Source organism: Arthrobacter sp. PsM3 (genome assembly GCF_030433895.1).
Taxonomy (GTDB): Bacteria; Actinomycetota; Actinomycetes; order Actinomycetales; family Micrococcaceae; genus Arthrobacter.
The window spans coordinates 99,235-112,386 of the sequence record NZ_JARUXE010000001.1 but is presented as its reverse complement, the minus strand read 5'-3'; the positions used below and the strand labels follow the sequence as shown (position 1 = coordinate 112,386).

The 13,152-nt window shown below is 66.9% G+C and carries 12 protein-coding genes and 2 riboswitches; of the genes, 8 read left to right on the top strand and 4 right to left on the bottom strand.

Going from position 1 to position 13,152, the window contains the following annotated elements; genetic code table 11:
• The first annotated feature begins 74 nt into the window (after positions 1–74).
• Positions 75–284: riboswitch (cyclic di-AMP (ydaO/yuaA leader) on the top strand.
• Positions 285–294: 10 nt separating this feature from the next.
• From QCD75_RS00505 to QCD75_RS00470, 8 genes are all read left to right on the top strand, one after another.
• Entirely contained in the window at positions 295–1,110 is an 816-nt protein-coding gene (locus QCD75_RS00505; protein ID WP_441005420.1) for a M23 family metallopeptidase, read from the top strand.
• A gap of 148 nt (positions 1,111–1,258) precedes the next feature.
• Positions 1,259–1,417, top strand: a riboswitch (cyclic di-AMP (ydaO/yuaA leader).
• Between the two features lie 309 nt (positions 1,418–1,726).
• Positions 1,727–2,485, top strand: a complete 759-nt coding sequence (locus QCD75_RS00500; RefSeq protein ID WP_301224609.1) for an NlpC/P60 family protein — start codon at positions 1,727–1,729, stop codon at positions 2,483–2,485.
• Between the two features lie 220 nt (positions 2,486–2,705).
• Positions 2,706–3,206: an HNH endonuclease gene (locus tag QCD75_RS00495; RefSeq protein ID WP_226758613.1), complete on the top strand. Its 501-nt coding sequence runs from the start codon at positions 2,706–2,708 to the stop codon at positions 3,204–3,206.
• A gap of 54 nt (positions 3,207–3,260) precedes the next feature.
• Complete coding sequence (gene mobA, locus QCD75_RS00490; protein WP_301224605.1) at positions 3,261–3,983, top strand: molybdenum cofactor guanylyltransferase; 723 nt, start codon at positions 3,261–3,263, stop codon at positions 3,981–3,983.
• Entirely contained in the window at positions 3,967–4,254 is a 288-nt protein-coding gene (locus QCD75_RS00485; protein WP_301224603.1) for a DUF6457 domain-containing protein, read from the top strand. The genes mobA and QCD75_RS00485 overlap by 17 nt, the downstream gene beginning before the upstream one ends.
• Positions 4,251–5,681: a molybdopterin molybdotransferase MoeA gene (locus QCD75_RS00480; RefSeq protein WP_301224602.1), complete on the top strand. Its 1,431-nt coding sequence runs from the start codon at positions 4,251–4,253 to the stop codon at positions 5,679–5,681. Before QCD75_RS00485 ends, QCD75_RS00480 begins: the two co-directional genes overlap by 4 nt.
• 76 nt (positions 5,682–5,757) lie before the next feature.
• A complete protein-coding gene (gene fdhD, locus QCD75_RS00475) occupies positions 5,758–6,633 on the top strand; it encodes a formate dehydrogenase accessory sulfurtransferase FdhD (RefSeq protein WP_301224601.1) in 876 nt (291 codons plus the stop codon).
• A 103-nt stretch (positions 6,634–6,736) separates the two neighbouring features.
• Positions 6,737–9,760, top strand: coding sequence for an alpha-mannosidase (locus QCD75_RS00470; protein WP_301224599.1), 3,024 nt, complete (start codon positions 6,737–6,739; stop codon positions 9,758–9,760).
• Between the two features lie 221 nt (positions 9,761–9,981).
• On the opposite strand, the gene QCD75_RS00465 is transcribed toward QCD75_RS00470, so the two are convergent.
• The 4 genes from QCD75_RS00465 to QCD75_RS00450 are packed head-to-tail and all read right to left on the bottom strand — an operon-like array spanning position 9,982 to position 12,977.
• Positions 9,982–10,722 (bottom strand): hypothetical protein, encoded by a 741-nt coding sequence (locus tag QCD75_RS00465; RefSeq protein ID WP_301224597.1) that lies wholly within the window; start codon positions 10,720–10,722, stop codon positions 9,982–9,984.
• A 40-nt stretch (positions 10,723–10,762) separates the two neighbouring features.
• Positions 10,763–11,497, bottom strand: a complete 735-nt coding sequence (locus tag QCD75_RS00460; protein WP_301224595.1) for a hypothetical protein — start codon at positions 11,495–11,497, stop codon at positions 10,763–10,765.
• Positions 11,494–12,249: a hypothetical protein gene (locus tag QCD75_RS00455; protein ID WP_301224593.1), complete on the bottom strand. Its 756-nt coding sequence runs from the start codon at positions 12,247–12,249 to the stop codon at positions 11,494–11,496. The genes QCD75_RS00460 and QCD75_RS00455 overlap by 4 nt, the downstream gene beginning before the upstream one ends.
• Complete coding sequence (locus tag QCD75_RS00450; protein ID WP_301224591.1) at positions 12,231–12,977, bottom strand: hypothetical protein; 747 nt, start codon at positions 12,975–12,977, stop codon at positions 12,231–12,233. The genes QCD75_RS00455 and QCD75_RS00450 overlap by 19 nt, the downstream gene beginning before the upstream one ends.
• Positions 12,978–13,152: the final 175 nt, after the last annotated feature.

Below are 13,152 nucleotides of genomic sequence, written 5' to 3'. Positions count from 1 at the left end.
CTTCATCGCCTATAGTTGAAAGCCAGTACCGATACCAAAGCGTTATCTGATCCGAGCCGAGCTCTGCCAGCGGATCAGTCCCAGAGTCACCTTTCTGGCAGGGGCGGGGGAACCACTTCCGGCTGTTCAACAGCCTTGGGGTGAAGTCCGTCAGCGGCAAGCACGCTCCACCGAGGGCTCCTTTGGATGCCTCTGTGCCTGGGTGCTTGCTACGGCGGGCCGGGTCTTTGATCTCTCTGACCCGAATCCGACAGCTAACCCCGCAGGCTCTCCAGAGAGGAACCGTTCTTGACCATCCAGACCGCCAAGGGCCGCCGCCGTGCTTCCGGTCCCGCTCCGGAGCCGCGTCCGGCCGTCGCCGTCCTGGCAGACCGCCCGCGTGACGCGCACCGTGATGAACGCAGGGGCCGCCGCAGTCCGTTCCGCCAGGTAACAGACTTTGCCGCCGCAAGCGGCGTTGGGCAAAAGGCCGGCATCGCCCTGGCCGCCACGGGACTGGTCCTCACTGTCACCGTTCCCGCCACGGGACCTGTCATGGCCACGGACGCCGCATCCGCCTCTGGATCCATTTCGGCTGCCGTCCAACCGGACGTCACCGCCGCCGAGGCCAAGATCGACTTCAACCGCACCGCGGTCACCACCCAGGGAGACCCGGACGGAAAGCTCAAGCAGTTGCTGAGCGCCCAATCCGTCGGCTCGATCACCCGGGCGGCCTCCGCCGGCACCCTCGGGGCACCCCTGGACGTGATGAACACCGCGTCGCCCTTCGGCTACCGCGTCAGCCCCATCACCGGCGGCGCCGGGGAGTTCCACCGTGGCCAGGACTACTCTGCCCAGTGCGGCACGGCCGTCCATGCGGCCGCCAGCGGCACCGTTACTTTCAACGGATGGCATCCCTACGGCGGCGGAAACCGGGTGGTGATCGACCACGGCAACGGCCTGGAGACCACCTACAACCACCTGTCCTCGGCCAGCGTCAAGGTTGGCCAGAAGGTCTCCCGCGGCGACGTCGTGGCAATGAGTGGAACCACCGGCGCCTCGACGGGCTGCCACCTTCACTTTGAGGTCATGGTCAACGGCGAAGTCGTTGACCCGACCGGCTGGCTTTAACAAAGCTGATGGGGCACTCTCGCATTCTTGTGACATGCCGTGATCTGAATGTGACATTGCGGCCCAACTGCTGTACCGTTTGACCTACGCCAACTTTTCCGAAGTTGGCGCTCTTGAGTGGATTGCCTAGCTCTGCCACCGCTCAAGGTCCGTTCGCATGACATCGTCTGGCAGGGGCGGGGGAACCAATTTTGGTCTTCGCAAGAAGACCTTGGGGTTAAGTCGCAAAGCTTCCCAGGAAGCAGCGCGGCCGGGTGACTCCCATCCGAATCCGACAGCTCACCTCGCAGGCATTGGGAGAGGCTACTTTCGTGTCTTCACGCCACAATGCTGCGCGTCACCGCGCTTGCGCGGCTCTAACGAGCCCGCTGGAATCCAATGTCCGTACCGCCCTTTTTGGTGCCCGGAACGGATTCCATGCCGCCGTCTCAAGCTCTGCTGAGACCGGCCCGCAGGCCAAGCACCTGCACGCAGTTCCCGCTTTTGGCGCGTCTTCGCAGTACACCCTTCGCTAAGTAACCCATTTCGGGGCGATCCGGCGTACCCCCAAGATGCCGGAGCGTCCTCAGCCCGCGCCTGAAAAGCGCGGACCCAGGATCACGAAAGAGAGAACTTAATGACTACTCGTGCAAACGCACGGCACCGCGCCGAGGTCACCAAGACCAACTCGCTGGCCGTCATTGCCAAAGCTGTCGGCGACAACGCCGGCGGCATGGGTCGCCAGGCTGCAGTTATCGCAGCTGCTTCCGGCCTCGTCCTGACCAGCGGTATCGCAGCCAACGCTGCTGAGACCAATATCCAGCGCGACTCCACCTCCGCTTCCACGCTCGAAGTCCAGTCAGCCTCCCCGGCGACCATCTCGGCTGCTTCGACCATCGCGATCTCCTACGAGAAGCCGGCTGTCACCACGTCACCGGCCCCCGTCGTCGAGGCCCCGAAGCCCGTCGTCAAGGTGCAGGAAACCCCCGCCGCCGTCCCGGCCGCAGGCACGAACGCCGGCGCTACCGCCTCCACTGCCGCCACCCCGGCTCTGGCCGTTGCCAGCGGCATGGGCGCCACGATCGCCGCGGCTGCGTACGCCCAGATCGGCATCAGCCAGGACTGCACCGCACTTGCCACGAACGCGCTGGCTGCTGCGGGCATCAACTACCACGGCTGGCCGGCAGGATACCTGTCCCTGGGCCGCACCGTAAGCGCCGCCGAGGCACTCCCCGGCGACCTTGCGTACTACGCAAACGGTGGCTCGGGCATGGCCCACATCGCTGTTTACGTCGGCAACGGCATGGCCGTCCACGGTGGCTGGAACGGCGGGACCACGTCCCTGCAGACCGTCAACGTCGGCTCCGGCCCGGTGTTCATCCGCGTCGGCCGCTAAGACCTAAGCGGCTAGCAACACAAAGGACCCCCGCCAAATGGCGGGGGTCCTTTGTGTTGCCGGAGCGTGAACCTCAGACGGCACAGCCCGCGGCGGGCAAAAAAATTCGGTGAAACGGCACCTCAGTGTTTACTCTTGTTTTGTCGATCCATAGCCCGACCATGCAGAGGGCAGCCGGCCCTCGTGCCCCTGGCGGGTGCGGCCGTGAAGAGGTATGCGGATGCGCACTCTCGTTCTGAATGCTGGATATGAACCGCTGGCGGTTGTGACCTTCCGCCGGGCGCTCGTCCTTGTGCTGACCGGGAAGGCCAGCGTCGTTGCGGAAGGCGACGATCCTGTCGTCGGACCGCAGGACGTCCTGGGCCGTCCCTCGGTGATTCTGTTGAATCGCTACATCAGGCCCCGGTACAACACCGTAACGGCGGTCAGCCGCCGGGGTGTGCTCCGCCGGGACGGACAACGCTGTGCCTACTGCGGCAAAGCTGCCCACACCATCGATCATGTCCAGCCCAAATCCAGGGGCGGCGCGGATTCCTGGGAGAATCTCGTCGCTGCCTGCCTGAGGTGCAACAACGCCAAGGGTGACCACACTCCGGGGGAAATGGGGTGGAAGCTCAGCTTCACCCCTGCGCCGCCACGGGGAACAACCTGGCAGATCAAGGAACTTGAGAAGCCGACGCCGGCCTGGGACCCTTTCCTGCTGCCGGAATCCGCGGCCTGAGGCAGGCCCCTTCCTGTGGTCCGGGATATCCCCCGGCCGCGTTAGGCTGGGCGGGTGGAATTTGATGCTGTCATTCTGTCCGGCGGGAGGTCCTCCCGTCTGGGCGGCGTCGCCAAGTCCGGGCTGATGCACGACGGCGCTACCCTCCTTGAGCGCGCCCTGCTGGCCGCCCGTGCCGCGGCGGCAACCGCCGTCGTGGGGCCCGACCCGGGGGTGCTGCCTGAGGGTGTTCGGAGCTGCCGGGAGGAGCCGCCGTACGCCGGACCCGCCGCGGCCATCGCCGCAGGGCTGTCCGCGCTGGCGCAGGACCGCGGCCGGGAACCCCACCGCCGAGTTCCCGCCCCGTACACCCTGGTCCTGGCCTGCGACATGCCACGGGCGGGCGCCGCCGTCCGGGTGTTGCTGGAGGCGGCTGCGGAAGGTCCCCCGGTGGACGGGCTGGTGGCAGTGTCCGCTGACGGGCGCCGGCAGCCCCTGGTGGGCCTATATGGCACAGCCGCGCTACAACGACGCATTGCCGAGGCCGCCCAGCGCGGCACGCTTGAAAACGCTTCGGTGTTCTCCCTTCTTGCTAGGCTGGAGGTGCGGGAGGTCAGCGTCCCCAAGGGGTCCACCGATGATGTGGATACTTGGGACGATGCGTCCGCATTAGGGGTGACCCGCCCGCCCGGCGGGAGTGGCAGCGACGGCCATGACCGCGGCCGCCAGTCCGGCAGCCGGCCCGGGACTCCCCAGCTGAATTCGACCTTGGAGGCAAACGGTGAAAACCCAGGATGAAACGCTGGAAGACTGGTGCCGTGCCCTGCTTCAGGCCCTGGAACTGGAAGACGTCGAGGTTGACGTGAACGAGGTCCTGGCCCTCGCCGGGGTGGCGGCGCACTCTGTGGTGCGCCCGGCCGCTCCACTGACGACCTTCATCGCCGGTTTCGCGGCCGGCCTGGCCTCGGGCTCCGGGCAGGCCACGGATGCCGTTTCCATGCACGCAGCGATGGGCGTGGCCCGCAAACTCGCCACGGACTACGCGGCCACCGAAGCCTCCGGGGCATGACACCTGCACCCCCTCACGGCGGCGCAGCTGCCGCCGGGGTTGAGCCTGCATCCGGCGCGGAACCCGATGCGCCGCACCGGCACCTCGCGCACACCTGGCAGGAGGCCTGGCAGCTTGCCTTCGACTGCGCGACTCCCGTTCCCGCTGCCCCCGTCGCCCTGCGCGAGGCCCTGGGGCGGACGCTTGCCGCCGATGTGGAAGCACTCGTGGACCTGCCGCACTATGCCTCCTCCGCCATGGACGGCTGGGCGGTCAACGGCAGCGGACCCTGGATCCTCGCGGAACCCGGCCAACGGCTGGCACCCCACCAGGCCAGCCCGATCGTCACGGGCGGACTGATTCCTCCCGGGGCGAAGGCCGTGCTGCGCAGCGAAAGCGGCACCATCGCCAGCGATGAGGAGGGGTTGCCGGTCCTGCAGCTTGCCGGCGGCGCCAAGCCCGGTGAGCCGCGGAACGGCGAACATATCCGGAAGGCCGGGCAGGAAGCCGGTGCCGGGGAAGTGCTGATCAAGAGCGGCACGCCGCTCAACCCCGCCCACCTGGCGCTGGCGGCCCTCGCCGGCCACGACAGCCTCCAGGTGGTCGGCAAAGCAATTGTCCGGCTGGTATTCACCGGCTCCGAGGTGATCACGGCGGGCATCCCGCAGCCCGGGCAAGTGCGCGACACCTTCGGTCCCCAGCTCGCCGGCGTCGTGGAAATGCTCGGGGGAATCTGCACCGGCCAAACAAAAATTGGCGACAGCTATGCCGAGTGGCTTGCCGCGCTCGAGGACCCCGAACCGGCGGAGGACATCGCGGAAGCCGCCGCGGGGCAGCTTCCCGGGCGTTCCGCCGCCGAGCCGTTGCCCGCCGACGTCGTGATCACCACAGGCGGCACCGGCCGGTCCGGCACCGACCACCTGCGGCGCTCCGTCGCCGAGCTTGGCGGCCGTCTGCTCATCGACGGCATCGCCATGCGGCCAGGCCATCCCGCCGTCCTGGCGGAACTGCCGGACGGCAGGTTCATCATCGGGCTGCCGGGCAATCCGCTGGCCGCCATGATGGCCCTGTCAACCATCGGCGCCCCGCTCCTGGCGGCACTGGGGCACCGGACGCTGCCTCAGGTCACCGAGGTACCCTGTGGATCCATAATCGAGCCCGACCCCGGCCGGACCCGGCTGATGCCCTTTCGGCTGCTCTACGGCATGGCCTCCCCGGCACAGCACACCGGCCCGGGAATGATGCGCGGGCTGGCCGCGGCCGACGGTGTCCTGGTGGTCCCGCCGCATGGCGTGCAGCTGGGGGAACTCGTTCCGGCCTTCGCCCTTCCCTGGGGCGCGCCCCTTCCGGATCCTGCGGCGGCAAAGGACAAACCGGCCCCCAAGCGGCCTGCCCGGAAGCCTGCCGGAAACGGCGGCCCCGTGGACTGGAGCGAACTGCTGGGGTAGCACCTGCTTTTGAACCCGCGCTGGCCACCCGGCCCAGTGCTTGCCATGATGGAGATATGTTGGTTAGGAGTACCTGATGGGCCGCGTCACACAGCGCCGCAAGGTGCATAAATACGTCCTGGACGGGTCGCCCCAGGCCCTCGAATTCCCGGTCCGCTACCGGGAGGACGTGCTCGCCGTCGAGGAGCCGCTGGAAATCCGGCTCGACAGCCTGTCCTTCTCCGTCACCATGCGGACCCCGGGGAACGATTTTGACCTCGTGGCGGGCTTCCTCGTCTCCGAAGGCATCATCTGGAGCCCCGAACAGCTCGTCTCGCTGCGGTTCTGCGCCGGGGAAGACGAGGACGGCGTCCAGACATTCAACGTGGTGGAAGCCCAGCTGAGGCCCGACGTCGTCCGGCCGGACATCGGGCGAAACGTGTTCACCTCCAGCTCCTGCGGCATCTGCGGCACGGATTCCATTGAGGCCGTGCACAAGTCCTCGCATTTCAGCCCTGCCGGCGACCCGTTGATGGTTCCCATCACCACTCTCGCGTCCCTTCCGGACCGGCTGCGGGAAGCCCAGGCCGTCTTCGACGTCACCGGCGGCGTGCACGCTGCCGGTCTGTTCCGGATCGCCGACGACGGCTCCGCCGAACTGCTGTGCGTGCGGGAGGACGTGGGGCGCCACAACGCCGTGGACAAGGTGGTCGGCTGGGCCCTCCGCGAAGGCATGCTGCCACTGCGCGGCACCGTGCTCCAGGTCTCCGGGCGGGCGTCGTTCGAACTGGTGCAGAAGGCGGCCCTGGCCGGCATTCCGGTTCTGGCCGCGGTAAGCGCGCCGTCGAGCCTGGCTGTCGAACTGGCCGAGGCCAGCGGCATCACGCTGGCCGGGTTCAGCCGCGGCACTTCGCTGAACGTTTATGCGGGCGCCGGACGCGTGGGCGCCGTGCCCGTACCCGTAGGTGGCTAATCGCCGCTGAGTGCCCCCTGGCTTGGGACCGCCGGCAAAGTAAGTTTTATCCATCGATTGGATGCATTTCGACGTCATCCATGCCAGCGCTAAGAGGAACACATTGCACGACGACCGCCGTCTCACGGAAGTCCGGCTCGACCGATTTATGCGCGAACGCATCGTCCCCGCGGTCTATCCGCGCAGCGAGCCGCTCACCCTCAGCAGCTGGGATGTCCCGGATGAACCGGTGCCGGCCCTGGAGGCGCTCCGGCAGCGGTTCACACCGCTGGAGCACGGGGCCGCCTGGGGGCGGCCGTGGAGCACCAAATGGCTGCGCCTGCAGGGGCAGGTTCCGGATGCCTGGGGCACGGCACCGGACACCTCGGTCGAAATTATCGTCGACCTGGGCTTCAGCAGCGACCTTCCCGGCTTCCAATGCGAAGGAATCGCCTGGCGCCCGGACGGCACCATCGTCAAAGCCATCTCGCCACGGAACCAATACATCCCGCTGAAGCTTCTGGGCAGCGGGATGTCGGTCGACTTCTACGTCGAGGCGGCCGCCAACCCCGATCTGTCGCAGGGCTGGACCTTCGCAGCCACCCCTTACGGGGACAAGGCGACCGCGGGAAACGACCCGAAATACCGGCTCGGCGGGATCGTCATCGCCGAACTCAACCAGACCGTCTGGGAGCTGCAGCAGGACATCCGGACCCTCAGCGGCCTGATGCACGAGCTGCCGATGGAACTGCCCCGCCGTCACGAAATCCTGCGCGCGCTGGAACGGATGCTGGACGTCATGGACCCCGACGACGTTCCGGGCACAGCAGGCGCCGGGCGGGAGGCCCTCGCCGGGGTCCTGGCCCGCCCGGCCTACGCCTCGGCGCACCACCTGCTCGCCACCGGACACGCCCACATCGACTCCGCCTGGCTCTGGCCCGTCCGGGAAACCATCCGCAAGTGCGCCCGCACCTTCTCCAACGTCGTGGCCCTGATGGACGAAGATCCGGGGTTCGTGTTCTCGTGCTCCTCGGCCCAGCAGCTCGCCTGGACCAAGGAACTGTACCCCGAGCTGTTCGAGCGGATCCGGGAGAAGGTCAAAACCGGACAGTTCGTCCCCGTGGGCGGCATGTGGGTCGAGTCGGACACCAACATGCCCGGCGGCGAGGCCATTGCCCGCCAATTCCTGGAGGGAAAGAGCTTCTTCCTGGCCGAGTTCGGCGTGGAGTGCGAGGAAGCGTGGCTTCCGGACACCTTCGGCTATTCCGCGGCCATGCCGCAGATCGTCAAGGCCGCAGGCAGCAAGTGGTTCCTCACCCAGAAAATCTCCTGGAACCAGGTCAACCGGATGCCGCACCACACCTTCGACTGGGAAGGAATCGACGGCACCCGGCTCTTCACGCATTTCCCGCCGGTGGACAGTTACAGCTCCGAACTCAGCGGCCGTGAGCTCGCCCACGCCGAGCGGAACTACCGGGACCACGGCCGGGGCACCACCTCGCTGGTCCCGTTTGGCTACGGCGACGGCGGCGGCGGCCCCACCCGTGAAATGCTGGCGGCGGCGCGCCGCACTGCGGACCTGGAAGGGTCGCCGAAAGTGGAAATCGGCCCGGCCGCCACCTTCTTCGCCCGCGCCCAGGCCGAGTACGAGGCGCTCCCGGTCTGGGTCGGCGAGATGTACCTCGAACTGCACCGCGGCACCTACACCAGCCAGGCCAAGACAAAACTGGGCAACCGGCGCAGCGAACACCTGCTGCGGGAAGCGGAACTCTGGTGCGCCACAGCCGCCGTGCGCGCCGGGTACCATTACCCCGCAGCAGAGCTGAAACGGCTCTGGCGCCTCGTCCTGCTGCAGCAGTTCCACGACATCCTCCCCGGCAGCTCCATCGCCTGGGTGCACCAGGACGCCGAGCGGAACTATGCCGCCGTCGGCGGGCAGCTCGAGGAGATCATCGCCGGCGCCGCGGGCGCGATGCTGGGCGCCGGGGAAACTGACTTCCTGCTCAACGCCGCCCCGCACGAGCGCACCGGCGTCGCCCCGCTTGCCATCGCCGCGCCGGCCGCCGCGGGGCAGCCGGTGCTCGTCACCGAGGCAGCCGGCAGCTTCGTCCTGGACAACGGGATCGTCCGGGCCGTCATCAACGCCGATGGCCTGCTGGAATCCCTGACCGACCATGCGAGCGGACGCGATGCGATCGCCCCCGGGCAGTTCGGGAACCTGCTGGAACTGCACCGGGACACCCCCAACGAATGGGATGCCTGGGACATCGACGCCTTCTACCGCCGCAACGTCGTCCGGCTGGCTGCCGCGCGCTCGGTGGCAGTGGAGCGCAGCGGCGGGGATGCCGCCGTCGTGGTGGAGCGGCTGGCGGGCGCTTCAGCGGTGACACAGCGGATCTCGCTGGCGCCGGGGGCGGCGTCCCTGGCGATTTCCACGGCAGTGGACTGGCAGGAAAGCGAAAAGCTGCTCAAGCTCGGGTTCGCCCTCGATGTCCGGGCCGACCGCTCCGCCTCGGAAACCCAGTTCGGTCACGTGTTCCGCCCGACGCATCTCAACACCTCCTGGGAGGCGGCGAAATTCGAGATCTGCGCCCACCGGTGGATTCACGTCGCCGAACCCGGCTACGGCGTGGCGCTGTCCAACTCGTCAACGTACGGACATGACGTCACCCGGACTATCCGGGAGGACGACGGCGGGACGACCACCACCGTGCGGCTCTCCCTGCTGCGCGCGCCCAAGTTCCCGGACCCCGGGGCGGACCGCGGCCTGCACGAATTGAACGTCACCATCCGTCCCGGTGCCAGCATCGCCGACGCCGTCGAAGAGGGCTACCGCACGAACCTGGCGCCCCGGGTCCTCAAGGGCGCGCACGGCGTGGAACCGCTCCTCACGGTTTCCAATCCGGCGCTGGTGGTTGAAGCCGTGAAGCTCGCCGAGGACGGCTCCGGCGATGTGGTCGTGCGGGTTTACGAATCCCTGGGGGAGCGGTCCGCCGGGCACGTGAGAGCCAACTTCGGCGTCAGCGGCGTCCATCCGGTGGACCTGCTGGAACGTCCGGCGGCTGCGCCCGGCGTGACTGCGGCGGCGGACTCGGCGGAACTGGCGCTCCGGCCATTCCAGCTGGTGACCCTCAGGTTTGTGCGCTGAGGCCGCGGTCCGGGCCGGTAAGGCGCCGCCGGGAGACTCTCCGGCAGGAATGCGCCGTTAAACAGGCTGAGTGGGAGCGGTCCAGTTGGACCGCTACCACTCATCCCCCCAATGGTGCTTGGGCGGCTGCCTCGGCTCCGCACGGATTGTCCCCGTTCACGAAGCGAATGCCGCTTTCACACATTCATGATTCTCTCACGGTCTAATGATTTTGTGAATGCCTAGTTGCGGTCCTTACGTAATGTTGCATTTCTGTTACCAGATTCGTTCGAGATCAGCCCGGAAAACCAGAAGAGGACGAGGCCCACGACGTAGCCCAGGGCCGCTGAGTAGTTGATGACATGCTGCGCCCCGGCCCAACTGTCCGGCGCGAAAGAGGCCGGAAAGGTCAGTACCGCGAAGAATGCGCCGAACAGCACCAGCAGGGCACCGGCCCTGACCAGACGCGGCAGCCGGCTCCTGACCGTCGCCAGCAAGGGAGGCACCAGGACGAGCGAGACGTATGCGGGATAGGCGCGCCCGGCCGCCGTAAAATACGACTCCAGGGCCGCGTTCGGTTCGCCGCCGGCCAGGACCTGAAGCCCGTCCTGTGATGAATAAGTGCCCATCAGGAAGAAGGTCACCGTCACGGCCAGGCAGCTGAGCCCCAGCGCCCAACGGCCGATTCCGCCGGCAATCAGTGCGTGGGCCCTGGCTGCGGCGAGACCCCGCATGAGACGGAGACCAACGAGCAGGACAGTTGCAAAGACGAGATAACGCAGAATGAGGCTGGTGAGCTTCCGTCCGCCCAGCACGCCGTCCACGGCCTCGTAGAGTTCGGACACGGCGAGCACACTGCACAATGTCCCGAGGAAGAGGATTCCGAAAACGGTTCTGTTGCGTCCGCGCACAGCGTCCGGTGCACGCAGGAGAAATGCCGCGCTGCAGACAGCCAGCGTCACCCATTCCAGGGTTGCCATCATCAGGGTTCCCCCCGTCGCTCCGCGGCGCAGCCCACAGCTGCTAGCCGGTCAAGCCAGTGTGCGCTTTCCGCGACTTCGCTGCCACTATTTTCGACGCCCAGATCACGGCAAGCCCCACCACGAGGCACAAGATGGCGGCGTAGCTGAAGACGAACCGCAGATATCCCAGCGATGGAGGAATGACGGGGGACAGGAGGCTCAGCGTCATGGCCACTGACCCGACCGCCAACAGGCCAGCGCCGAGCCGCACGAGGCCGGGCAGCCGGCTGCGGAGCGTCCGCACCATGGCAGGCAGGAGGGCAAGCGTGACGTACGCGGGATAGAGCCGGCCGGCGGCGCCGTAGTATTCCACGAGCGCGGCATTGCGGGCGTCTTTGGCGTACACCGCTACCAACCCGGCGGACGAACCGGCCGTGTCCATCATCAGGAAGACCACCACCAGGGCCACTGACGCCGCTCCCGCAAAGGCGAGCCCATAGGGCCCGGTAATCAGCCGGAGGCCGTCGTTTGCGCCGAACCCGCGCGCGATTCTGAGCCCCAGGGCAAAGATCGTGCCGAAGATGATGAAGCGCAGCAGCAGGTTGGCCAGGTTGAAGCCGCCCAGCACCCCGTCCACGGCCAGATACGGTGCGTCGATGCTCAACAGGATTGCTGCCGTAACGAACGCATAGATGGAGAACAGCGACCGGTTCTCGCCCCGGAGGGCGCTTGGGATGCGGGCGATGGCAGCCAGGGCGCACACCGCCAAGGTGGTCCACTGCAGGATCGCGATCATTGAGAAATCATCCCTGTTCTTTCGCGTTCTTTCACGCGTTTTGCCAGCAGGCTGGAGATCCAGACGAAAGCGAGTCCCAGCGCAAGGCACAACACCGAGGTGTAGTTGATGATGGCTTCCACATACCCGATTTCCGGCGGGATCAGGGGGTAGAAGGAGCCGAGGGCCATGCCTGCGAAGGCGATCGTCAGCAAGAGGGCTCCAATGCGGATGGCCCTGGGAAGTCGCTGGCCGATGGCCAGGTAAGTGGCGGGGAGGATGCACGCTGCGACGAACGACGGGTAGAGGCGGCCCGCCGCCGCATACCATTCGATAAGGGCCGCATTCTTCGGGCTCCTCGAGGGAAGAGTGGCCAGCCCGGTGACGGACCCCGCTGTGTCGGCCAACAGGAAGAGGACCACGGTGGCGATGCCGATAACTGAGAGAACTCCGAGGCCGACGGGGCCGACAATCAAGCGGACGCTCCTCCGGGCGGCGAAAGCCTTGGCAATTCGGTATCCGGCGAGCATCACCGTTCCGTAAACGACAAAACGCAGGAGGAGGTTCGTGTAGTTCTCCGAACCGAGCCACGAATCAATGGCCTGGTAGCTCACGTCGATGCTGAACAGAACGGCGAGGGTGGCGAGGACAAAGACGCCGAAAACAGACCTGTTCTGACCCCGGAGGGCGCTCGGGATCCGCGCGAGCGCCACGAGCGCACAGACCGCAAGAGTCGTCCACTGCAGGATCGCGATCAACCGAGGTTCTCCCATATCTTCTTAGTTTGTTCGTGTTCCTGTTCCTGGCGGCGCAGGGTCTTACCGAGGGACTGCAACCGCTCGCCGGCCAGGGCCGTGAGATCGCCATCGGAGAGTCCGTCCAAAGCGGCTTGCCTGGCCTGGGCAGGCCAGCCCGCCTCGGCTTCCGTTATCAAGCCCGTAGCGACGAGTCCGCCCGTGAATCCTACGCCCGCGGCGCGTGCGGTTGCGACTGCCAGTTCCGGGGAGAGCCTGTTGGCGGTCAACTGTGCCGAATAGTTCTGCGGCGCGATTCCGGTGGCTGCCGAGACCCGGTGCCGCAATTCGCCGTCGTCGATCGAGTCCACCCAGTTCCGGACCGAGGTGGCGTGCGGGGCAGGGCCGAGCGCCGGCGTCAGCGAACTGCCCTCGTCGCCAAAGCCGCCGTATGCCGGAGACGAACGGGAAATGACAGCCCGCAGTAAATCCATGGTGGCAATCTGGCTGACGAGTTCGGCCTTTGTAGGCGGCTGCGGCGGCCCCACAAGTTCGGCATAGCTGTCAAACGAGGCGAGGTCGTCCAGGGGGCTGCGCTTCAGGGCCCGGCTGATGCTGACAAGGGTGGTTTCCGCGACCTTGCCGCGGACCAGCTGCTGGGCGAGAGTGGTGCGCTTGATCCCGGAGATTCTGCAGATGTCGGCGGTGCTCTCGTTGGGAGCAACGCCATGGAGCCAGAGTTGAAACGCCTTGGCGGGTAAGGGCATTTATGGCTTCCTGCAGAGTCGAATGGAAGTGCGGCTTCTGACGTTCGGTGGAGCGGTGACTGTGTTGATTTTACGGGAGGTGCTGATTCAACTATGCTAAATGCTCGAACCCGCTGGTCCGTACACCCCCCAAGTCCGGACCGGCGGGTTCTTCTACGCCCGGCGGCCAGAGGCT